The 20679-nt window shown below is 74.6% G+C and carries 20 protein-coding genes; 9 read left to right on the top strand and 11 right to left on the bottom strand.

Going from position 1 to position 20679, the window contains the following annotated elements; translation table 11 throughout:
* Positions 1-11: 11 nt before the first annotated feature.
* Positions 12-872, top strand: a complete 861-nt coding sequence (locus tag ACIGAN_RS29400) for a ketose-bisphosphate aldolase (protein ID WP_399862104.1) — start codon at positions 12-14, stop codon at positions 870-872.
* On the opposite strand, the gene ACIGAN_RS29395 is transcribed toward ACIGAN_RS29400, so the two are convergent.
* Complete coding sequence (locus ACIGAN_RS29395; protein ID WP_399862185.1) at positions 844-1992, bottom strand: methyltransferase; 1149 nt, start codon at positions 1990-1992, stop codon at positions 844-846. The genes ACIGAN_RS29400 and ACIGAN_RS29395 overlap by 29 nt on opposite strands.
* Positions 1993-2060: 68 nt before the next feature.
* Between ACIGAN_RS29395 and ACIGAN_RS29390 the strand changes: the two genes are divergently transcribed.
* The 4 genes from ACIGAN_RS29390 (at position 2061) to ACIGAN_RS29375 (ending at position 5485) form a co-directional block, all read left to right on the top strand.
* Complete coding sequence (locus ACIGAN_RS29390; RefSeq protein WP_365740270.1) at positions 2061-2702, top strand: alpha-ketoglutarate-dependent dioxygenase AlkB family protein; 642 nt, start codon at positions 2061-2063, stop codon at positions 2700-2702.
* A gap of 36 nt (positions 2703-2738) precedes the next feature.
* Positions 2739-3983 carry an ROK family protein gene (locus ACIGAN_RS29385; protein ID WP_399862102.1) on the top strand — a complete coding sequence of 415 codons (1245 nt, stop codon included), beginning with the start codon at positions 2739-2741 and terminating at the stop codon, positions 3981-3983.
* Between the two features lie 158 nt (positions 3984-4141).
* On the top strand, positions 4142-5032 hold the full coding sequence (locus ACIGAN_RS29380; RefSeq protein WP_399862100.1) for an NAD(P)-dependent oxidoreductase: 891 nt from the start codon (positions 4142-4144) through the stop codon (positions 5030-5032).
* 30 nt (positions 5033-5062) lie between these two features.
* Entirely contained in the window at positions 5063-5485 is a 423-nt protein-coding gene (locus tag ACIGAN_RS29375) for a PPOX class F420-dependent oxidoreductase (RefSeq protein ID WP_365740273.1), read from the top strand.
* 6 nt (positions 5486-5491) lie between these two features.
* On the opposite strand, the gene ACIGAN_RS29370 is transcribed toward ACIGAN_RS29375, so the two are convergent.
* The 3 genes from ACIGAN_RS29370 to ACIGAN_RS29360 are packed head-to-tail and all read right to left on the bottom strand — an operon-like array spanning position 5492 to position 7553.
* A complete protein-coding gene (locus ACIGAN_RS29370; protein WP_399862098.1) occupies positions 5492-6403 on the bottom strand; it encodes a phosphotriesterase in 912 nt (303 codons plus the stop codon).
* Positions 6400-6978 carry a DUF4865 family protein gene (locus ACIGAN_RS29365; RefSeq protein WP_365740275.1) on the bottom strand — a complete coding sequence of 193 codons (579 nt, stop codon included), beginning with the start codon at positions 6976-6978 and terminating at the stop codon, positions 6400-6402. Before ACIGAN_RS29365 ends, ACIGAN_RS29370 begins: the two co-directional genes overlap by 4 nt.
* Before the next feature lie 11 nt (positions 6979-6989).
* Positions 6990-7553: a TetR/AcrR family transcriptional regulator gene (locus tag ACIGAN_RS29360; RefSeq protein ID WP_399862096.1), complete on the bottom strand. Its 564-nt coding sequence runs from the start codon at positions 7551-7553 to the stop codon at positions 6990-6992.
* Between the two features lie 158 nt (positions 7554-7711).
* On the opposite strand from ACIGAN_RS29360, the gene ACIGAN_RS29355 reads away from it, so the two are divergent.
* Positions 7712-7975: an SHOCT domain-containing protein gene (locus tag ACIGAN_RS29355; protein ID WP_365094928.1), complete on the top strand. Its 264-nt coding sequence runs from the start codon at positions 7712-7714 to the stop codon at positions 7973-7975.
* Positions 7976-8141: 166 nt separating this feature from the next.
* Here ACIGAN_RS29355 and ACIGAN_RS29350 read toward each other — a convergent pair whose 3' ends face one another.
* Positions 8142-8675, bottom strand: coding sequence for an ATP-binding protein (locus ACIGAN_RS29350; protein ID WP_365094832.1), 534 nt, complete (start codon positions 8673-8675; stop codon positions 8142-8144).
* A 183-nt stretch (positions 8676-8858) separates the two neighbouring features.
* Positions 8859-9182, bottom strand: coding sequence for a hypothetical protein (locus ACIGAN_RS29345; RefSeq protein ID WP_365094835.1), 324 nt, complete (start codon positions 9180-9182; stop codon positions 8859-8861).
* 429 nt (positions 9183-9611) lie between these two features.
* Here ACIGAN_RS29345 and ACIGAN_RS29340 point away from each other — a divergent pair, with 429 nt between their 5' ends.
* A complete protein-coding gene (locus ACIGAN_RS29340) occupies positions 9612-10736 on the top strand; it encodes a PLP-dependent cysteine synthase family protein (RefSeq protein WP_365740278.1) in 1125 nt (374 codons plus the stop codon).
* A 107-nt stretch (positions 10737-10843) separates the two neighbouring features.
* Here the strand turns inward: ACIGAN_RS29340 and ACIGAN_RS29335 are convergent, their stop codons facing one another.
* Complete coding sequence (locus tag ACIGAN_RS29335) at positions 10844-11695, bottom strand: DeoR/GlpR family DNA-binding transcription regulator (protein WP_365094840.1); 852 nt, start codon at positions 11693-11695, stop codon at positions 10844-10846.
* A gap of 291 nt (positions 11696-11986) precedes the next feature.
* On the opposite strand from ACIGAN_RS29335, the gene ACIGAN_RS29330 reads away from it, so the two are divergent.
* Positions 11987-14332, top strand: a complete 2346-nt coding sequence (locus ACIGAN_RS29330) for a hypothetical protein (RefSeq protein WP_399862093.1) — start codon at positions 11987-11989, stop codon at positions 14330-14332.
* 6 nt (positions 14333-14338) lie between these two features.
* Here ACIGAN_RS29330 and ACIGAN_RS29325 read toward each other — a convergent pair whose 3' ends face one another.
* The 4 genes from ACIGAN_RS29325 to ACIGAN_RS29310 form a co-directional block, all read right to left on the bottom strand.
* Positions 14339-16783, bottom strand: a complete 2445-nt coding sequence (locus ACIGAN_RS29325) for a right-handed parallel beta-helix repeat-containing protein (RefSeq protein ID WP_399862091.1) — start codon at positions 16781-16783, stop codon at positions 14339-14341.
* 226 nt (positions 16784-17009) lie between these two features.
* Complete coding sequence (locus ACIGAN_RS29320; protein ID WP_365740281.1) at positions 17010-17615, bottom strand: Rv1733c family protein; 606 nt, start codon at positions 17613-17615, stop codon at positions 17010-17012.
* Between the two features lie 205 nt (positions 17616-17820).
* Positions 17821-18648, bottom strand: coding sequence for an MOSC domain-containing protein (locus ACIGAN_RS29315; RefSeq protein ID WP_399862089.1), 828 nt, complete (start codon positions 18646-18648; stop codon positions 17821-17823).
* A gap of 43 nt (positions 18649-18691) precedes the next feature.
* Positions 18692-19120: a DUF6643 family protein gene (locus tag ACIGAN_RS29310; protein ID WP_365094853.1), complete on the bottom strand. Its 429-nt coding sequence runs from the start codon at positions 19118-19120 to the stop codon at positions 18692-18694.
* 265 nt (positions 19121-19385) lie between these two features.
* On the opposite strand from ACIGAN_RS29310, the gene ACIGAN_RS29305 reads away from it, so the two are divergent.
* Positions 19386-20669, top strand: a complete 1284-nt coding sequence (locus tag ACIGAN_RS29305) for a TerD family protein (RefSeq protein WP_399862183.1) — start codon at positions 19386-19388, stop codon at positions 20667-20669.
* Positions 20670-20679 lie beyond the last annotated feature (10 nt).

Raw genomic sequence — 20679 nt, 5'->3', positions numbered from 1 at the left:
CTGGAGACCCCGTGCCCCTCACCACCACCGGCGAACTCGTCGGCCGCGCCGCCGCCGCCCGCTCCGCCGTCGCCTCCTTCAACATCATCACCCTGGAGCACGTCGAGGCCGTCGTCGCGGGCGCCGAGGCCGCGCAGGCCCCCGTCGTCCTGCAGGTCAGCGAGAACGCCGTCCGGTTCCGCGGCGGACGGCTGCTGCCGCTCGCCCGCGCCGCCACCGCGGCCGCCGAACAGGCCGCCGTGCCCGTCGCCCTCCACCTCGACCACGTGCAGAGCGACGCCCTGCTGTACCAGGCCGTCGACGCCGGCTTCAGCTCCGTCATGTACGACGCGGCCCGGCTGCCCTACCCGGAGAACCTCGCCGCGACCCGGGCGGCGGTCGACTGGGCCCACGCCCACGGCCTGTGGATCGAGGCCGAGTTGGGCCAGATCGGCGGCAAGAACGGCCGCCCCCCGCTGGACGCCCACGCCCCGGGCGCCCGCACCGACCCCGAGGAGGCCCGCGCCTTCGTCGCCGACTCGGGCGTGGACGCCCTGGCCGTCGCCGTCGGCAGCGCCCACGCCATGACCACCCGCACGGCGGCCCTGGACCACGCGCTCCTCAAGCGCCTGTCGGCCGCCCTGGACGTCCCGCTGGTGCTGCACGGCTCCTCCGGCGTCCCGGACGGCGAACTCACCGCCGCGGTCGCCGGCGGCATCACCAAGGTCAACATCGGCACGGCCCTCAACATCGCGCTGACCGGCGCGATCCGCGACTTCCTCGCCGACCGCCCGGAAGCGGTCGACCCGCGCGGCTACCTCACGGTCGCCCGCGAGGCGATGACCCGGGAGGTGGCCCGGACCCTCACAACGCTCGGCGCGCCTGGCGCTTGACGGCCTTCAGCACCACGAACTTCGGGTCGCTCGCGACGACCCGGCTGTTGCCGAACAGCTTGCGCAGCTTGACGTGGTAGCCCAGATGCCGGTTGCCGATCACCCACAGCTCCCCGCCGGGCCGCAGCGCGCGCCGCGCCCCGCTGAACATCCGCCAGGCCGTGGCGTCCGTCGTCGCCTGGTGGGAGTGGAACGGCGGGTTGTTGAGGACCAGGTCGACACTGCCCGACGGCACCCCCTCCAGCCCGTCGCCCACCCGGAACTCGGCCCGCCCGGACAGGCCGTTCGCCCGGCAGGTGGCCTCCGCCGACGCCACGGCCTGGAACGACTCGTCCACGAACAGCACGTCGGCGTCCGGATCGGCCAGCGCCACCGCCGTCCCCACGACCCCGTTGCCGCACCCGAGGTCCACCACCCGGCCGCCCCGCCCCTGCGGCAGGTGCCCCAGGAAGAACCGGGTGCCGATGTCGAGCCGGTCCGCGCAGAAGACGCCCGCGTGATTGACCACCGTGCGCCCGGAGACGGCACCGATCCCGTCCGGCAGCGTGTACACGTACGGCCACGGACGGGCGGGCCGCTCCCGCGCCGGATCCGGCGTGCAGAGGATCAGCCGGGCCTTCTTCTCCGCCAGGGAGGTGCGGGTCGGGCCGAGGATCCGCTCGAACAGCCGCAGCGTCGAGGTGTGGATCTCCTTGACCATCCCCGTGCCCACGACCACCGTTCCCGCGTGCACCGCGGGTGCCAGCCGCAGCAGCTGGTCCTCCAGCAGCGCCAGGCTCTTGGGCACCCGCACCAGCAGCACGTCGATCCGCTCCGGCGGCGGGTCCTGGGTGGTGAGCAGCCGTACCGCGCCCGGCTCCACGCCGGCCCGCGCCAGGTTCGCACGCGTCGCCTGCTGCGTCAGGTACGAGTCGGTGATCTGCACCGGCCGGTGCTCCGCGAGCGCCGTGACCAGCGCGCCCCAGCGGTCCCCGACCACCACGACCGTGCCCGACAGCGGGACGTCCTCCCCGGCCAGATGCCGCAGCAGGTACACGTCGGAGGCGTCCCACGCGCGCAGCGTCTCGCGCGGGTCCTCGGGAAAACGGGTCAGCGCGAGCGCGCCCCACGGCGTCGTCATACGGTCGTTCATCGTGCGTCCAGGCTAGCCGAGCCGCAGCTCAGCCCCGGTCGGGCAGGATGGAGGGCATGGACGGCGAGCTGTTCCCCAGGTCCCGCGCCGAGGTCGCACCCGGCGCGGTCCACGTGCCGGACTGGCTGGACGCCGCCGGGCAGCGCTCCCTGCTCGACGCCTGCCGCGCCTGGGCCAGGCCGCCCGCCGGACTGCGCACGGTCCGCACCCCCGGCGGCGGCACCATGACCGCCCGCCAGGTGTGCCTCGGCTGGCACTGGTATCCCTACGGCTACGCCCGCACGGTCACCGACGGCGACGGCGCCCCGGTCAAGCCCTTCCCCGACTGGCTCGGCGACCTGGGCCGCCGGGCCGTGCGCGACACCCTCGGCGGCCCGGCGCCCGCCTACGACATCGCACTGATCAACTTCTACGGCGACGACGCCCGCATGGGCATGCACCGCGACAGCGACGAGCGGTCGGACGCGCCCGTGGTGTCCCTGAGCCTCGGCGACACCTGCGTCTTCCGCTTCGGCAACACCGAGACGCGCACCCGGCCCTGGACCGACGTCGAGCTGCGCAGCGGCGACCTGTTCGTCTTCGGCGGCCCCTCCCGGCTCGCCCACCACGGCGTGCCCCGGGTGCACCCCGGCACGGCACCACCGGAGCTGGGCCTGTCCGGACGGCTCAACATCACGCTCCGGGTCAGCGGCCTGTAGGCCGCCGCTGCGGCGGATCATGACAGACTCGCCCTCATGAGCGGGAAGGCGGACCCCCGGCCGGGGGACGGGAGCACGGCGAGGACACGACTGGACCGGGGGCGCACGGCCCTCGGACCCGCGCTGGAGCTCGTGCACACCGGACGCGCCCCGACCCGGGCCGTGCTCACCGCCGAGCTGGGCGTGACCCGCGCGACGGCCGGCGCGGTCGCCGCCGAGCTGGAGGCGCTGGGGCTGATCCGGGTCGACGCCCGGCCCGGCGCGGCCGCCGGCTCCCAGGGCAGGCCCTCGCACCGGCTGGCCGTCGCCGAGGACGGGCCCGTCGCCCTCGCCGCCCAGGTCCACGCCGACGGGTACCGGGCGGCCCTGGTCGGCCTCGGCGGCCGGATCGTCGCCACCACGCCCGGCTGCGAGATCATCGACCCCGACCCGGCGAAGGTCCTCGCCTCCGTCGTCACGGCCGGTGCCGAACTGCTGCGCGCGACCGGGCGCCGCTGCGTCGGCGCGGGCCTGGCCGTGCCGTCCGCCGTCGCCGAGCCCGAGGGGCTGGCCCTCAACCCCCTGCACCTGGCCTGGCCCGCGGGCGCGCCCGTGCGGGACATCTTCGCCGAGCAGGTGCGTGCGGCCGGCATCGAGGGACCCGCCTTCGCCGCCAACGACGTCAACCTCGCCGCGCTCGCCGAGCACCGGCACGGCGCCGGACGCGGCTCCCGCGACCTGCTGTGCGTGGCCACCGGCCACCGGGGCGTCGGCGGCGCACTCGTCCTCGACGGCCGTCTGCACCGGGGCAGTTCGGGCCTCGCGCTGGAGGTCGGCCACCTGACCGTGCACCCCGAGGGCCGCCCCTGTCACTGCGGCAGCCGCGGCTGCCTCGACGTGGAGACCGACCCGCTGGCCTTCCTCACGGAGGCGGGCCGCGAACCCGGCCCCGAGGTGTCGCTGCTCCAGCAGTCCATCGACCTGGTCCGCCACCGCTACGACGATCCGGGCGTGCGCACCGCCACCGAGGCCCTCATCGACCGGCTGGGCCTCGGGCTCGCCGGCCTGGTCAACATCCTCAACCCGGACCGGATCATCCTCGGCGGACTGCACCGCACGCTCCTGGAGGCGGACCCGGGCCGCCTGCGCGCCGTGGTCGCCGACCGCAGCCTGTGGGGCCAGAGCGGCGGTGTCCCCATCCTGGCCTGCACCCTCGACCACAACAGCCTGGTCGGCGCGGCCGAACTGGCCTGGCAGCCGGTCCTCGACGATCCCCTGGGGGCACTGACGGACCGCCACTGACCCGGTGTCATGCGTCCGCCGGACACGCACGGCCGAACCGGACCCGACCCCACCGGTATCGGGCTCGGCCCCGTCGCTTCCGGGCAGGCGAGCCGCCGAGCGGGCAGGCTGGTGGGCAGACAGCAGGCCCGTACCGCACCACCGAGGAAGTTGACGCAATGACCGACCAGCTCACCGTGAGCGTCCTGGGCACCGGCATCATGGGCGCCGCGATGGCCCGCAACCTCGCCCGCGCCGGGCACACCGTCCGCGCCTGGAACCGCACCCGCGCCAAGGCCGAACCCCTGGCCGCCGAGGGCGTCCACATCGCCGGCACGCCCGCGGAGGCGGTCCGCGGCGCCGACGTCGTCCTGACCATGCTCCACGACGGCCCCGTCGCCCTGGACACCCTGCGCGAGGCCGCCTCCGCCCTGGACCCCGGCACCACATGGGTGCAGTCGGGCACCGCCGGCCTCGACGACGTCGCCGCGCTGGCCGCCTTCGCCCGCGAGCACGACCTGGTCTTCTACGACGCCCCCGTCCTGGGCACCCGGCAGCCCGCCGAGGCCGGGAAGCTGACCGTGCTCGCCGCCGGGCCGGCCGAGGGAAGGGACCGGGTGACGCCGGTCTTCGACGCCGTCGGCGTGCGCACCGTGTGGACCGGCGAGGACGGGGCCACGGCCGCCGCCACGCGGCTGAAGCTGGTCGCCAACAGCTGGGTGCTCGCCGTCACGGCCGCCGCGGGGGAGGCCCTCGCCCTCGCCGGGGCCCTCGACGTGGATCCGCGCGACTTCTTCGACGTCGTCTCGGGTGGCCCGCTCGACATGGGCTATCTGCGCGCCAAGTCCGACCTGGTCCTCGACGGCCGGCTCACCCCGCCCCAGTTCGCGGTGAGCACCGCCGCCAAGGACGCCCGGCTGATCGTCCGGGCCGGCGCGGAGCACGGCGTCCGCCTGGACGTGGCCGAGGCCGCGGCCGCCCGCATGGAGCGCGCCGCGGCCCGGGGCCACGGCGACGAGGACATGGCCGCCGCCTACTTCGCCAGCTTCGACGACAACCCGTCCGCCTGAACACCCCCCACCCACGCAGGAGGTTCCACCATGTCCAAGCCGCCGCTGCCGCCCGAGGCCGAGGCCCTGCTGAGCCGGCCCAACCCGTGCGTCATGGCCACGCTGCGCTCCGACGGCGCCCCGGTCTCCACCGCCACCTGGTACGTGTGGAAGGACGGCCGGGTGCTGATCAACCTCGACGCGGGCCGCGTCCGCCTGAAGCACCTGCGCCGCGACCCGCGCGTGACCCTCACCGTCCTCGCCGGCGACGACTGGTACACCCACGTCACCCTCATCGGCCGCGTCACCGAGATGTACGACGACGAGGGCCTGACCGACATCGACCTGCTCTCCCGGCACTACACGGGCGAGCCCTACCCGGAGCGGGCCCGGCCCCGGGTCAGCGCCTGGGTGGAGATCGACCGCTGGCACGGCTGGGGCGCGATGAAGGACAACGACCAGGCCTCCGGCTGAGGCCGGTCAGCCCCGCCACTCGGTCCCGAACGCCCGCCCCGGGTTCTCCGTGAGGATCCGCCGCACCAGCTCCTCGCCCACCCCCTTCACGAGGCGGGGCCGCACCCGGCGCAGCAGGTACGGCATCCCCGGGCCGCCGTTCACCGAGCGGGCGGCGGCCGTGGTGGTGTCCGCGCCCAGCAGCAGCCGGTCGCCGAACCCGGCGTCGGCCAGGGCCCGTACGGCGTCCGGCATCCGCCAGTCTGTGGCGTGGTGCGCGAGGGACGGGCCGTCGAAGGCGAGGTAGCAGCCGGACTCCGCCGCCTGCCGGTGCGTCACGAGGTCGGGGGAGCGGTTCAGGTGCCCGAGCACCACCCGGTGCGGCGGCACCCCCGCCTCCCCGCACAGCACGTCCAGGACGTCGAGGGCGCCGGTGCCCAGCTCCAGGTGCACGGCGACCGGCGCCCCCGTGGCGTGATGCGCCTCGGCGGCCGCGGCCAGCGTCCACCGGGCGTGCGCGTCCAGGGCGTGGAAGCCGCCGGCCACCTTCACGAGCCCGGCCCGCACCCCCGACGTGCCGATGCCCTCGGTGAGTTCGGAGACGAACAGGCCGGCGAGCCGGCCGCGCAGCCGGGCGAGGACGTCCTCGCCGTAGTGCGCGGCCTGGTGCAGCCCGGTGGCCGCCACCACGTGCACACCGGTCTCCCGGGACAGCGGCGGCAGGTCGGCGGCCCGCCGCCCGAGCCCGTACGGCGTCCACTGCACCACGGCCCCGCCGCCCTGGTCCCGGAACGCCGTCAGCTCCGCCCGCGCCGCCGACCGGCTGTTCAGCTCCTGCCCGGGCAGCCGGGGACTGCCGAAGAACAGGTGGTCGTGGGCGTCGCACACACCGAGGTCAGCGGGGTGGACGTCCCCCAGTACCGTACGGACCGCGCTCACCACCGGCGTCCCCGGCCCATCCGGTCCCGGCCCGGCGCCGACAGGTGCAGCACCTCGAAGAGGTCGCCCTCGGGGCCGGCCGTGCCGTCCTCCCAGAGGGAGAAGGTCACCAGTTCCCAGCGACTCGTGTCGACGGCGACCGCGGCCAGCAGCGCACCGCCCTCCGCCGTCAACTGATGCGCCTCGCCCACCGCATCGCCCACGCGGTCGGCCAACGGCCCGTCCTGCGCCAGCTGTTGTCTCCTGCGCACCGCGAACCGCGGCTGCCCGAGCGCCCCTTCCTCGTATGCCAGACCCGTCCACTGCCGTGCGGACGGGCGCCCGAAGTCGTCGACGACGCCCTGGAAGCCGCCGCCCCAGAGGAAGGCGTTCATGCCCTCGACGGTGTTCCACAGGTAGAAGGGCGCGTAGGCGTTGACCGGCGAGCCGCGCAGGCCCCGCTCGCGAACGAGGTAGGCCTTGAGGCCGAGCCCGTCCCAGTCGTCGAGCAGATGCCCCCGGCGGGCCACCCGGTCGCGGATGACGCCCATGTCGTAGTCGGCGGGCAGGGTGATCTCGTACTGCAGGGCGTGCATCGCGGGTCTCCTCAGGGGGTGCGGGGTGCCAGCAGGGAGAGCAGCCCCCGCACGCCCGCGTCGAACGCGGCGGGGGAGCCGGAGGCGCGGGCGAGCACATAGCCGCCCTGGACGGTCGCGACGACGGCGGCGGCGATCTCGGCGCCGTCCAGGGCGGGGTCGAACTGCCCCTGCTCCCGGCCCTCGTCGACGAGTGCGGCGATCCGCCCGCGGAGCCAGTGGAGCGTCTCCTCGACCGGGGCGCGCAGCTCCGCGCTCGCGATCACGTCCGGGTCCATGGTCAGCCGGCCGACCGGGCAGCCCCGCAGCACGTCCCGCTCGCGCCGCAGATACGCCTCGATGCGCTCGTACGGCGTCCCGGGCCCGTCGAGCACGCTCGCGGCGGTGGCGCGCATCTCCTCGGCGGTCCGCCGGATCGCGGCCAGCGCGAGGTCGGGCTTGCCCTTGAAGTGGTGGTACATGCTGCCCTGCCCGGCGCCCGACCGCTCCAGGATGGCCTTGGGGCTCGTGCCCACGTAGCCGCGGTCCCACAGCAGTGCGCGGGTCGACTCGATCAGCCGTTCCGAAGTGCTCATGCCCGCAGTGTACATACCAGTAGGTACAGAAGGGGGGACGGACCGTACTCCGGCAGAGGTATGCGCGGTGCCGCTGCCCGTACGACGACCGCGGCCCCCTTCCGGGGCGACGCTCGGGACGACACGGATTGCGGCACGCGAACGAGGAGATGGACGACATGCAGACCCTGGCGCACTTCGGCGACGGCGGGCCCGGCCCGTGGATCCTGTTCTTCCCGGTGATCTGGGCGCTGGTGATCGGCGGCGGCATCGCGCTGCTGCGCCGCACGGTGGGCCGCGGCCGCCGGTCGGCGGTGGCCGAGCACTCGCCCGTCGCGGTACTGGGCCACCGCTTCGCCTCCGGCGAGATCGACGAGGAGGAGTACTGGCGCCGCCTGTCGGTCCTGAACGAGGAGTTCGGCCGCACGAAGGGCAAGCCCTGACCGCGACGGTCACCCCCGGCGTCACGGCCGGCGCGCGAACCGCCGGCCGCCGGTGGCGCCGCTCACGGATGAGAGCGACGCCTCGGCCGGCCGTCACGGGCCGTACGTGGGTGGGCGCGTGCGTCCGCACCACGCCCGCCCCGCTGGGGCGGTGGTCACCGCCCGGTCAACCGGCAACGGCGGACCGGGCGGGAGCATGTTCGGGCCGCAGCGCCTCGGCCGGGAGCCCGACCTCGGCGAACCGGCGCGCGGGTTTCTCCTGGACCGCGCGCCGCCGGCGCGTCGGCGCGGCCGCCACCGCAGGAGCGGACGTCGGCAGGGTGAACCACACGACCTTGCCCGACTCACCGTCCGGCCGGACGCCCCAGCTCTCGCTCATGGCGGCCACCATCGCCAGCCCGCGACCACAGGTCGCCAGCGGCTCGGCGTCGTCGACCACGGGCATTCGTGGATCGCCGTCGCGCACGGAGACCGTGAGCCGGTCGAGCAGCAGCTCTATCTCCACGGTGCATGTCTTGTCGGGCTGGGCGTGCCGGTGGACGTTGGACAACAGCTCCGTCACGCCGAGCGAGGCCCGGTCGATCAGAGCGTCCAGATGCCAGTAGCGCAATTGCGCAGATACGATTCTGCGGACCTGGCCGATCCGCGACGGCAGGGCTTGGAGCTCCACCGTGCAGTGCCTGCTTGGGTAGCTGATCACGGCTGCGACTCCCCGACGTGAGGTCCGGAAGAACACGGAGTTCGGATCCAGCAGGGCGCCTTCGTGACACTGCCGCCCGCTGTCGTGGCCGGCGGGCTGGTTCGCAGCGTTATCGCCGGTAAACCCAGAGTGACGTGAGACCAGAGTGACGCAGGGGGTGGGGGAGCGCAACTCGCGGACATCTCAGTCGTCACGCCCCGCCGCCCGGCGCACGGCCTCGATGAAGCGCCGCGCGGCCGGCGGCCCCGGCTCGCCCGGGGCGGGATCGCGCTCGCCCAAGGTGAGCAGGTACCGCTGGCCGTTGAGGTCGGCCGTCGCCCGGTCCTCGGGACCGAACCAGGGCCTGGACGCCCGCACCGCCTGCACCGGAGCGCTGTCGATCTCACTGCCGTAGCTGGTCAGCAACTCGAGTCGGCCGCCGCTGATCCGGACCTGGCCGGCCCGGGTGAGCGAACGCAGCCGCTTCCCGATCCGCACGCCCGTGGCCCTGAACTCCGGCTCCGCCATGTCACCCGCCCCCTTGTGCGTGTCGGTGTACCGGCCCGCTCCCCGCGGCGCGCGGTACGGGCTCGTGTCCCGATCCAGGGTGCCCCGCCCGGCGAACTGCTCCTGTGCTGCCCGGCGATGGCACCGGCTGCGTCGTGCCCTGCCGGGGACCTCGGTCCGAAACCGTCCCGAACCTCGGCCCCGCGGTGCAGTCTGCCCCCACCCGGCGCCGAGCACCAGTACGTGCGGACCGCTCGGCCGGGGGCGCCCGCAGCACGCTCGCGGATGCGCCCCCGGGAGTGCGCGCCCCCTTGCACCGGCTCTGCCCCAGGGGGCGCTTTGGGGGGCTCAAAGGTGCGTTTATGCAGGTGAGAAGCGTGCGCCGGATGCTTATGATCGGGGTGTCGGCCGCGCGATCCGTCGTCGGCGCGCAGCGTTAGGAGCCCCCTCGTGAGCACTCCCCAGCAGACCCGGACCGGCGTGACCCTCGACGTCGACCGCAGCGACTCCGGCTATCGCGCGTGGCTGAAAGAGGCCGTCCGCAGGGTGCAGGCCGACCACAACCGCTCGGCCGACACGCATCTGCTCCGGTTCCCGCTGCCGGAGCGCTGGGGCATCGACCTGTACCTGAAGGACGAGTCGACCCATCCCACCGGCAGCCTCAAGCACCGGCTCGCCCGTTCCCTGTTCCTGTACGGCCTGTGCAATGGCTGGATCCGGCCGGGCAGACCGGTGATCGAGGCCTCCAGCGGCTCGACGGCCGTCTCCGAGGCGTACTTCGCGAAGCTGATCGGCGTCCCCTTCATCGCCGTCATGCCGCGCACGACGAGCGCGGAGAAGATCCGCCTCATCGAATTCCACTCCGGCCGCTGCCACTTCGTGGACGACCCCCGCACCATGTACGAGGAGTCCGCCCGCCTCGCGGCCGAGACCGGCGGCCACTACATGGACCAGTTCACCTACGCCGAACGCGCCACGGACTGGCGCGGGAACAACAACATCGCCGAATCCATCTTCCGCCAGCTGCGGATGGAGCGGTTCCCCGAGCCGGCGTGGATCGTCGCCACGGCGGGCACCGGCGGCACCTCCGCGACCCTCGCGCGCTACGTGCACTACATGCAGTACGACACCCGTGTCTGCGTGGCCGACCCCGAGAACTCCTGCTTCTTCGACGGCTGGACCACCGGCGATCCGGACGTCACGTGCGACTGCGGCTCCCGCATCGAGGGCATCGGGCGGCCCCGGATGGAACCGAGTTTCGTGCCGGGCGCGATCGACCGCATGATGAAGGTGCCCGACGCGGCCAGCATCGCCGCCGTCCGGGCCCTGGAGCGCGCCATCGGCCGCAAGGCGGGCGGCTCGACGGGCACGGGTCTGTGGAGCGCGCTGAAGATCGTCGCGGAGATGGTGTCCGAGGGACGGCAGGGCAGTGTCGTGACACTGCTGTGCGACCCGGGGGACCGGTACCTCGACAAGTACTACTCGGACGACTGGCTGGCCGGGCAGGGCCTGGACATCGCGCCCTGCACCGCCGCGATCGACACGTTCCTGCAGACCGGCACCTGGCCCTGCTGAGCCCTCACCGACCGCCCTTCGGCCGTCGCGTGTCCCGGGACGCCGCGGCGGCGCCGGAGCGCAGCCCTCCCCGCGCAGCCGGACGGGGAGTGGCCGAGGGCGTCACCTCAGCCGGCGCCCCGCCGAATGTCCGCGTCCTCGTCGGGCTCCGGCTCCCCGGCCACCACCAGCCGCCGCAGATGCTCCGCGACCACCCCGCGCGCCTCGTCCGGCAGGCCGGCGTCGGTCACGAGCGTGTCGATCCGCTCCAGCGTGGCGAACGAACTCAGGCCCACCTTGCCCCACTTGGTGTGGTCGGCGACGACCACGACCCGGCGCGCCGACTGCACCAGGCGCCGGTTGGTCTCGGCCTCGGCGAGGTTCGGCGTCGACAGCCCGGCCTCCACCGATATGCCGTGCACCCCGAGGAACAGCAGGTCGAAGTGGAGCGCCGCGATCGCCTGGTCGGCCACCGGCCCCACCAGTGAGTCGGACGGGGTGCGCACACCCCCGGTCAGCACCACCGTGGCCGCGCCCTGCCGGGGGCCCGAGGTGCGCTGGGCGGCGTGGAAGACGTCGGCGACCCGCACCGAGTTGGTGACCACCGTGAGGTCGGGCACGTCCAGCAGGTGGTGCGCCAGCGCGTAGGTCGTCGTGCCGCCGGACAGGGCGATCGCCGCGCCCGGTGCGACCAGCTTGGCCGCGGCCCGGGCGATGTCCTCCTTGGCGGTCAGCTCCAGTCCCGACTTGGCCTCGAAGCCGGGCTCGTGCGTGCTCGCCTCGACCACCGGGACCGCGCCGCCGTGCACCTTCTCCAGAACGCCCTGGCGGGCGAGCGCGTCGAGGTCGCGGCGGACGGTCATGTCGGACACGCCGAGCTTGCGCGTCAACTCGTTGACCCGGACCCCGCCCCGGCGGCGGACCTCGTCGAGGATCAGGGATCGCCGCTGCTCCGCGAGGAGGTTCTGATTCTCGCTCACGTACGCTCCGGTCCTTTCGCCTCAATGCCGTCCGACACGCCCGGCGCACCCTTCCCGACCGGGACCTTCTCCCCGGGCACCGGTGCGCGGACGTCCCATCCTCGCACGGCGGGCAACGGACGGCGCCATCGCCCGCTCGTCGCGCACATGTCACCGATGCCCCGTGCGCGACGCGGCTTCGTCACGGATCGGGGAGATTCCGTGACATCAGGTGTGGGGCGCCCCCGAAGTGGAGATCCTTGTGCCCGCACAGGCGGAGCCGACGGCGTGTCACGGGGGAAGTGCGAATCAGTGGAACGTGCGCAGGAACAAGCGTCGACCGGCGGGCCCCACTCGCCCGCCGCACGGGCGGCCGGGACCGGGACCGCCCTGGAACTCCTCGTCCACGGCGTGGGCGGCACCACGCCCCAGGACATGCTGGGCGATCCGCGGACCGTACGGATCACCGGCGACGGCATCGCGGCCGTCTTCCGGCGCGCCGACGACGTCGACGCGGAACACACCCCCGGCGCCGCGCGCCGCGACGAGCCGGTGCCCGAGGCCTACGTCTGGTGCAACCTCACCTCCGGCAACGGCACCCGCGCCCTGTGGCTGTTGCTGCTGCCCTTCATGGTCGTCAACCTCGCCCACTGGATGCGCCCCAGCGCCCACGGCCGCCGCCGCACGGCGCGCCTGTACGGCCTGCTGGTGCGGCTCACCGGACTCACCCTGACCGTGCTGCTGGTCGCCGCCGCCTGCGAGGTCGCCCTCGACCTGACCGCCTGGCAGTGCGCCGGCACGCCCGCGTGCGCCGACCGCCACTCCTGGCTCGGCTTCCTCTCACCCACCGTCTCGGACGGCGGCTGGTGGAGCGCCCCGGGCCGCAGGCTCGCCCTGGCCGCCCTCGTCCCCACCGCCCTGACCGCACTGCTGTGGTACCTCTCCCGGCGCACCTGGAGCGACTACGAGTCCCAGCAGCCGATCGCCCGCGACCCCGAGCCCGACGAGGACCCCGGACCGACCGCGCTCGGCCGTCCCGGGTTCTGGTACGGGCGCCGGCTGGTGGCCCGGCTGCGCGCCGCGCACACCGCCGCCGGACTGCTGACCGTCGCCGCGGCGGTCGCCGGCGCCGCCGCCCGCCGGGACCGCGCACCCGGCGGACCGGCCGTCCTGGACACCCTCGGCGTGCTGCTGCAGGCGTCCCTCGCGGCCTGCGCGGCCGCCGTCGTCTGGGTGGTGTGCCGCCGGGGCCGCAGCGAGAAGCGCATCGACCGGGAACTCGACGAGCGGTACGTACGGCGCCTGCCGGCCATCGCCCTCGTCCTGCTCGCCCTCACCCTGCTGTACGCGGGGTGGGACCGCCCGGGCTGGGAGTCGGGCGGCCGGCTGCCGGGCGACACCGCCTTCGGGGGGATCGTCCTGGTGCAGGGCCTGCTCGTGGTGGTCCTCGCGGTCGTCGCCCACACCCTGCACCGCACCGACCCCGACCGGCGGGCCGTGCTGCGGGGCCTGGGCGGACCGGCCGTCGCCATGCTGGCCTGCGCCCTCGGCGGCGTGATGTCCGGCGGCGTCGCGCAGCGCGTCTCCGACTGGCTGGACGGCACCGGGGCGTCGCTCGACGGGCCGCCGGTCCTGCTGACCTGGCAGGCGTCCGTGATCCCGCCCCTGCTGGTGGTGCTGCTGGCACTCTTCGCCTGGCTGGCCCACCGGGCCTGGACCCTCGCCCGCGCCGAGCGCGACGCGGTGGCCCGCGACTACCCGGAGGAGACCCTGGACCGGGCCCGCACCCGCCGGATCGCCTCCACCCGCGCCATGGCCTCCCTCACCGACCGGGGACCCCGGATCGTCGCCGTCACCTCCGGCGTCACCCTGCTGCTCGGCGCCGGCGCCCTCGTGGGCGCGCTCGCCACCGACGAAACCCCCGGCGAGGCGGCCCGGGGCACCACCCCCCTCCTCCACGGCGCCGCCGAGACCTCCCAGGCCCTCGGCTCCTGGCTGATCGGACTCGGCTTCATACTCTTCGTCACCTGGGGCCGCCGCGCCTACAAGGACGCCGCCGCCCGCCGCACCATCGGCATCCTGTGGGACGTCGGCACCTTCTGGCCGCGCGCCGCCCACCCCTTCGCCCCGCCCTGCTACGCCGAGCGCGCCGTGCCCGACCTGACCTGGCGGATGGCGACCTGGACCCGCGCCACCGGCGGACGGCTGGTCATCTCCGGGCACTCCCAGGGCAGCGTCCTCGCCGCCGCCGCGGCCTGGCAGCTCGCCCCGTCCGCCCGCAGACGCGTCGCCCTGCTCACCTACGGCTCCCCGCTGGAGCGCCTCTACGGCCGCTGGTTCCCGGCGCACTTCGGGCCCGCCGCGCTCAGCGCCCTGCACCGCGAGGTCGACTGCTGGCGCAACCTGTACCGGCTCACCGACCCCATCGGCGGCCCGATGCGCCTGCCCGGCGACCGCGGCCCCCAGGTCGACCACCCGCCCCTGAAGGACCCCCTCGCCTACGGCCGCACCGAGCTGCTGCCGCTGCCCGCGCCGATCCTCGGCCACTCCGACTACCAGGCGGACCCGGTGTTCGCCGAGGAACGGGGCACGCTGCTGGCCCGGCTGCGGCCCGGGGTGCCCGCGCCCCGCGACACACCCGAGCCGCCCGCCGCGTAGCCGCTCTCAGCGCAGTTCGGGGAGGTCCTCGGCGTACAGCAGCGTCAGGTCGTCCGTGCTCGGCTCGGCGAGCTGGGCGACCCGGCTCGCGTGCCGCTCCACCATCGCCTCGAACGTCTGCCGCGCCGTACGGCCGTTGCCGAACGCCGGGCCCTTAGGGAGCCGCGTGAAGTACGTCCGCAACGCCTCCGCCGCGCCCGGCGCCAGCCGGTACTCGTGCTCCTCGGCCTGCTGCTCCACGATCCGCAGCAGGTCCTCGGGGCCGTAGTCGCTGAAGGTGATGGTCCGTGAGAAGCGGGACGCCACACCGGGGTTGACCGACAGGAAGCGCTCCATCTCCGCCGTGTAGCCGGCGACGATCACCACGACGGCGTCCCGGTGGTCCTCCATCAGCTTCACCAGCGTGTCGATGGCCTCCTTGCCGAAGTCGCGGCCCGCGTCCTCCGGGGACAGCGCGTACGCCTCGTCGATGAACAGCACGCCGCCGCGCGCCTTCTCGAACGCCTCCTGCGTGCGGATCGCGGTCGAGCCGATGTGCTCGCCGACCAGGTCGACCCGGGACACCTCCACCAGGTGACCCTTCTCCAGCACCCCAAGGGAGGCGAGGATCTCGCCGTACAGCCGCGCGACCGTGGTCTTGCCGGTGCCGGGGGAGCCGGTGAAGACCAGGTGCCGCTTGACCGACGCCGCCTTCAGGCCCGCCTCCTGCCGCCGCCGGCCGACCTCGATCATGTCGGTGAGGGCGCGCACCTCCCGCTTGACGCTCTCCAGGCCCACCAGCGCGTCGAGTTCACCGAGGACGTCCTTGGAGCTGCGGGCCGGCGGCGCGGGCTCCGCGACCGCGATCGGCGCGGAGGGCTCCGGTTCCGTGCGCTGCCCCGGGACCGCGCCCAGCAGCCCGGCGGAGGGGCTCACCGTCTGCACCGCCGTCTCCGGCGCCGCCGCGGGCGCCCGCAGCCCGGCGCTCTCGTCGCTGGTGCAGTCCTCCACGACGGGCCCCGTCCCGGACGCCGCGTCAGCGCCGCCGTCCGCGAACTCGTAGCCCCCGCGCGCGCACCGCTCCGTACGGCACTTGCGCAGCGTCGTGCGGCTGCCGTCGATCACGTGGAAGCCGTAGCCGCCGCTGCCCGTCACCCGGCAGTTCAGGAAACTGCCGCGGCCTCCGGCCGAGACGTAGACGCCCGCCTCCGCCGGGGAGTCGACCGTGCAGCGCTCCACCGTCGGGTCGGCGCCCTTGGTGACGATCACGCCGGTCTGGGTGCCGTCGATCGTGCAGTTGCTGAGCGTGCCGCCGCTGCCGTGGTCGCGGAACCAGGCGCCCGTCGCCGCGTCGCGGATCCGGCAGTCGTCGAGCTGAGCGGTCGCGCCGTCGCTCACCGACACGGCCGTGTTGCGCACCTGCGCCAGGTCGCTGTCCACGACGTCCGCCCGCGAACCCCGGTCGAGCACGAACAGGGCGTCGGGCACGTCGTGCACCCGGCAGGAGTCCAGGACGGCGGTGGCGCCGTCGCTGACCCACACCGCCGGGTAGTCGCCCGTGCTGTCGAAGATCTCGCACTGGTTGGCGTCCACGCGCGTGCCCGGGTCCCACACCGACAGGCCGTTGCGCCCGAACTGCCGCACCGTCGTGCGCGTCAGCGTGAGCACGGAACGCGAGCGCAGGTCGACCGCGTTCTCCGGGATGTCGTGGATGCGGCAGTCGGCGAGCGTGAGCACGGCGTCCGTGTCGAGCGTGACCCCGTCGGCCGTCGTGCGGTGCACATCGCAGTCGGTGAGGTGCGCGGTGGCACGGCCGGTGATGTGCACGCCGCTGCCCCGCACCTCGTAGATCTCGCAGCCCACCGCCTCCAGCGCCGAGTTCTCCCCGGTCGCCGACAGGCCGGAGCCGGAGGCGTGGTGCACCGTGCAGCGCTCCAGCCGGGGGTGGGCGCCGCCGCGCACCGCCACGCCCGCCTGGCCGGCCGCGACGACCTCGCACTCCTCGAACACCCCGCCCGCGCCGTCCACCACGGCGATGCCGACGCCCGCCGGATTGTCGACCGCGCAGCGCCGCACCGTGGGCCGGGCACTGCCGCGCACCTCGATCCCGGCCGCCGACCGCGTCACCACCCGCACGTCCCGCAGCTCCGGGGTGCCCTCCTCCACCAGCACGGCCGGGGAGGCCGCGTCCTGGCCCTCCACGAGCAGGTCCTGCACCACGGCCGAGGCGCGTACGGTCAGCGGCACCCCGTCCACGGGCGCGATCCGCACCGAGCCGGGCGCGTTCTCCGGGCCGCGCAGGGTCACCGCCCGCTGGACGACGAGGTTCTCCCGGTAGGTGCCGGGGGCGACGGTGAGGACGTCGCCGTCGGCCGCGGCCTCCAGGGCGGCGGCGAGCGATGCGTACTCACCCGTGCGGCGCCGCCACCGCGACGTGCCGGTGTGCGTCACCTGGACCGTGCCCTGTGCCATGGTGTAGCTGTGCCCCCACCTCGGTCGTACTGATGGCTCGTTCGCCCTCGGGGCGGGCCGGGCGGTGCCGGGACCGCGGCGGCACCCGGCCCGGCGGGCCGGTCGCGCGCGGCGTCGACACCCGGCGCGCCCCTCCTGCTCGCTCGCACGCGGGTTGTGCCGAACGGTTCGGCCGGACCACCGTAGCGTGCGCGCGGGCGGTGGGTTGACCAGAGGCGGAAGGCCGTCAGCTGCCGGTGCCCGTCCTGCCCCAGTCCGGGCCCGCCTTCTGCCATGCCCGGTCCCAACGGGCGTACCGGCGGCGGACCATGCGCCAGACGATCAGCCGTCGGCCGCCCTCGACGAGGCCGCCCGCCAGCAGGGCCGCGCCGAAGCCGGCGAGGACCGCGTGCGTCGACGCCGTGGCGGAGTCCAGCGGGCGGGCCACCATCCGGCCGTGCCGGTCGGTCCATATCCGGAACTCGTCGCCCGGCCGCGGGTTCTTCAGGGCCGCCAGCACCGGGCCCTGGTGGGCGGTGCCGTCCGGAGCGGTCCAGCCGGCGAGGACGCGCGTGCGCGCATCCCGGCCGGTGGACGTCTCGGGGTCGGCGTCCAGCGGGGAGCGGCCCAGCTCGCGGACCACCGTGGCCGTCACCAGGCGGCGCGCGTGGTGCTGCTCGCGGACGGAACGCTGCAGGGCGTCCTGCGCGGCGCCGCCGACGAGGACGCCGGCCAGCGGGGCGGCTGCCAGGACGAGCAGCAGGGCGGCCAGCGCCAGCCAGGCCTCGGCCAGATCGGTCGCGCGGCACAGCGGGTTGCGCCGCCAGCGCCAGAGTCCGCTGATCGCTCGCACCGCCCGCACCCCCTTCCCGCTCTGTGATAGCCCCCCGCGGAGCCGTCCGCGCGCGGAATCCGCCGAGAGAGAGCGACATCACCTCTCCGCGGCCGCCATCGACGTCCCCCACCACGCCAACGCCCGGTCCGGCGGCGCGGTTCCCGCCCCGGCGACCGTGCCCGCCCCCGCGGCTGCCGTGTCCGGGCCGGCGGTCGCCGCCGCGCTAGTCGAGGATCGTGACGGGGTCTCCGACCCGGATCGTGCCCCGGGTCAGCGGCACCAGGTTCTGCCCGAAGACCAGCTTCCCCTCCCGCCGCCGGTGCCGCCCCAGGCTGTGCAGAGGCTCACGGCCGCGCTCGCTCGTGCCCTGGTCGGTGGTGGTCACCACGCAGCGGCCGCACGGCTTGGCGACACGGAAGGCCACCTCCCCGACGGCCACCCGCGACCAGTGGTCCTCGGCCCAGGCGTCGGTGCCCGCCACGACCACGTTGGGCCGGAACCGGTCCATGGGCAGCGGCCCCTCGTCCGCGTGGTCCCCTTGTGCGATCAGGGTGTTGAGGGCGTCGAGCGAGGCCGTCGTGGTGAGCAGCAGGGGGAAGCCGTCGGCGAAGGAGACCGTCTCGCCGGGCCGGGCGTACTGCGGGTCGACCGGCCGGCGCGTGGCCGGGTCGTCCAGGTACACCAGGCGCGCGCCGATGCCCAGGTAGTCGCTCCACCAGGTGTGCGCCGCCTCGCCCTCCGCCGGGACCGCGTCGACCTTGTCGCGGAAGATCTGCACCGGCACCGTGCCGATCGACCGGGGCACGGGGACCGTCAGCGGTTTTCTGCCGGGCGCGGACACCCGGACGCCGCCGTCCGGCAGGAGCGCGGCGGCGGCCAGGGCGAGGCGTGGCTGCTGGCGCTGCGTGACGGCCTTTCCCGCGTCGTCGACGAGCAGCCAGCGCCGGTCTCCGGCCAGCCCCCAGGGCTCCACGGCGGCCTCCCGGGGCGCGAGGCCCCGGACCGCCTTGACCGGATGGACGTGAATCGCGTGCAGGTGTGCGTTCCCCATGGGGCCATCGTGCCAGCCGGCGCCGACGGCCCCCGGGTGCGGCTCAGTACCCGCGGTACTGCTGGTTGTTGTACGGGTCCTGGTAGGGAGCCGGGGCCGGCCGGGGGGCCGCGGGGCGCATCGCCTCGTAGCCCGCGGGTGCCGCCGGGCGGGGCTGCTGCGGCTGGGGGCCGGGGTAGCCGCGCGGAGCGGTGGCCTGCTGCGGGATGTACGCCGCGGGCGCCTGCTGGAGCGGGGCCGGCTGCTGGGCCTGCGGATAGCCGTAGGAGGGCTGGGAGGGTGCCGCCGGCAGCGCGGGAAGCGCCGACGGGAGGGCGGGCAGATGGCTGCCCGGCATGTCGTACTGGGCGGGGACCCGGATCGGGGCGATCTGCGGGGTGCCCCGCTCGGCGACGAGCTTGTCGTAGATCGGGGTGTCCGGGAAGGAGGCGGAGTAGTAGCCGCCGCCATAGGTGGAGCGGGGGGAGGTCATGGCACATAAGTTAAGCCCACGATGTGCTGGTTGGGGAGACCGATAAGAGGGTTGTTTTCCGTGCCCGCAGTGACCTGGGATCCCCAATCCGAGCGAATTCGGCAAAAAGGGGCACCGAACCTGTTCTTGATCGTGTAAAGGCCGAGTTCCGGGCGGGTTACCGGCGGTTGGCCATCGGTCTTCCGGCGGCCGGCGCATGGGCGTACGCGTCCGGGAGGAATAGGTTGTGCCGACGAGACCGGACGAGATGGGGGCGGACATGCACATGCTGAAAGGGTCGAACACGCAGGTGCCCACGGCGGCGCTGCGCGTGGAAGTGGGCTGGCGCGGCGGACCGGGCGTGCCGGACGCCGACGCCTCCGCTCTGCTGCTCGTCGCGGGAAAGGTCCGCTCCGACGCGGACTTCGTCTTCTACAACCAGCCCGCCCACTCCTCCGGAGCGATCCGGCACGAGGGCAAGCGCGACGCCGCCGGCCGCATCACCGACACGCTCCTGGTCGATCTCGCGCGCATGGAGCCGGCGGTGGAGACGGTCGTCCTCGCCGCCTCCGCCGACGGAGGCACGTTCGGGCAGGTCCCGGACCTGTACATCGAGGTGCGGGACGCCCGGGACACACCGGTCGCGCGCTTCGAGAACCCGGGCGCCACCACCGAAACCGCCTTCGTGCTCGGCGAGTTCTACCGTCGCCAGGGCGCCTGGAAGTTCCGCGCCGTCGGGCAGGGCTACAGCAGCGGCCTCGAAGGCCTGGCCACGGACTACGGCATCACGGTCGACGAACCGCAGCGCACGGCCACGGCACCCGCCGCCGCTCCGGCGCCTCCCGCCGCTGCGGCGTACACCCGCCCGCCGGTGACGCCCCCGGTGGCTCCGCCCGCGCCCGCCGCGCCCCCTGCGGCACCGCCGGCCCCCGTCCGCCTCACCAAGGTCACGCTCACCAAGGCGGCCCCCTCCGTCTCGCTCACCAAGCAGGGCGGCACCTCGGGCGCGCTGCACGTGAACCTCAACTGGGAGGTCCGCAAGCAGTTCTCGGGCTGGAGCAGCAAGTTCGGGCGCCCGACCGCGATGCACTCCGACCTCGACCTCGACCTGTGCGCGCTGTACGAACTCACCGACGGCAGCAAGGGCGTCGTGCAGGCGCTCGGCAACGCCTTCGGGTCGCTGCACCAGCCCCCGTACATCCACCTCGACGGCGACGACCGCACCGGAGCGGTGGCCTCCGGCGAGAACCTCACCGTCAACCTCGACCACAAGCACGTCTTCCGGCGCATCCTCGTCTTCGTCACCATCTACGAGGGCGCCCGGTCCTTCGCCGACCTGAACGCGACGGTCACCCTGCGGCCGCAGCACGGGGCGCCCATCGAGTTCTCCCTCGACGAGTGCACGGTCCCCTCCCTCGTGTGCGCCCTGGCGCTGATCACCAACACGGGTGGTGACCTGCTCGTCCAGCGCGAGGCGCGGTACCTGGTGCCCGAGCGCGGCGTGAGCCCCCAGCGCACCGTCGACTACGCCTACGGGTGGGGCATGAACTGGACCCCCGGCAGGAAGTGACCCGCGACGG

This window comes from Streptomyces sp. NPDC085931 (assembly GCF_044540565.1).
In the GTDB taxonomy this organism is placed as follows: domain Bacteria; phylum Actinomycetota; class Actinomycetes; order Streptomycetales; family Streptomycetaceae; genus Streptomyces.
Note: the sequence above shows the minus strand (reverse complement) of the source record. Positions and strands in the feature narration are given on the sequence as shown.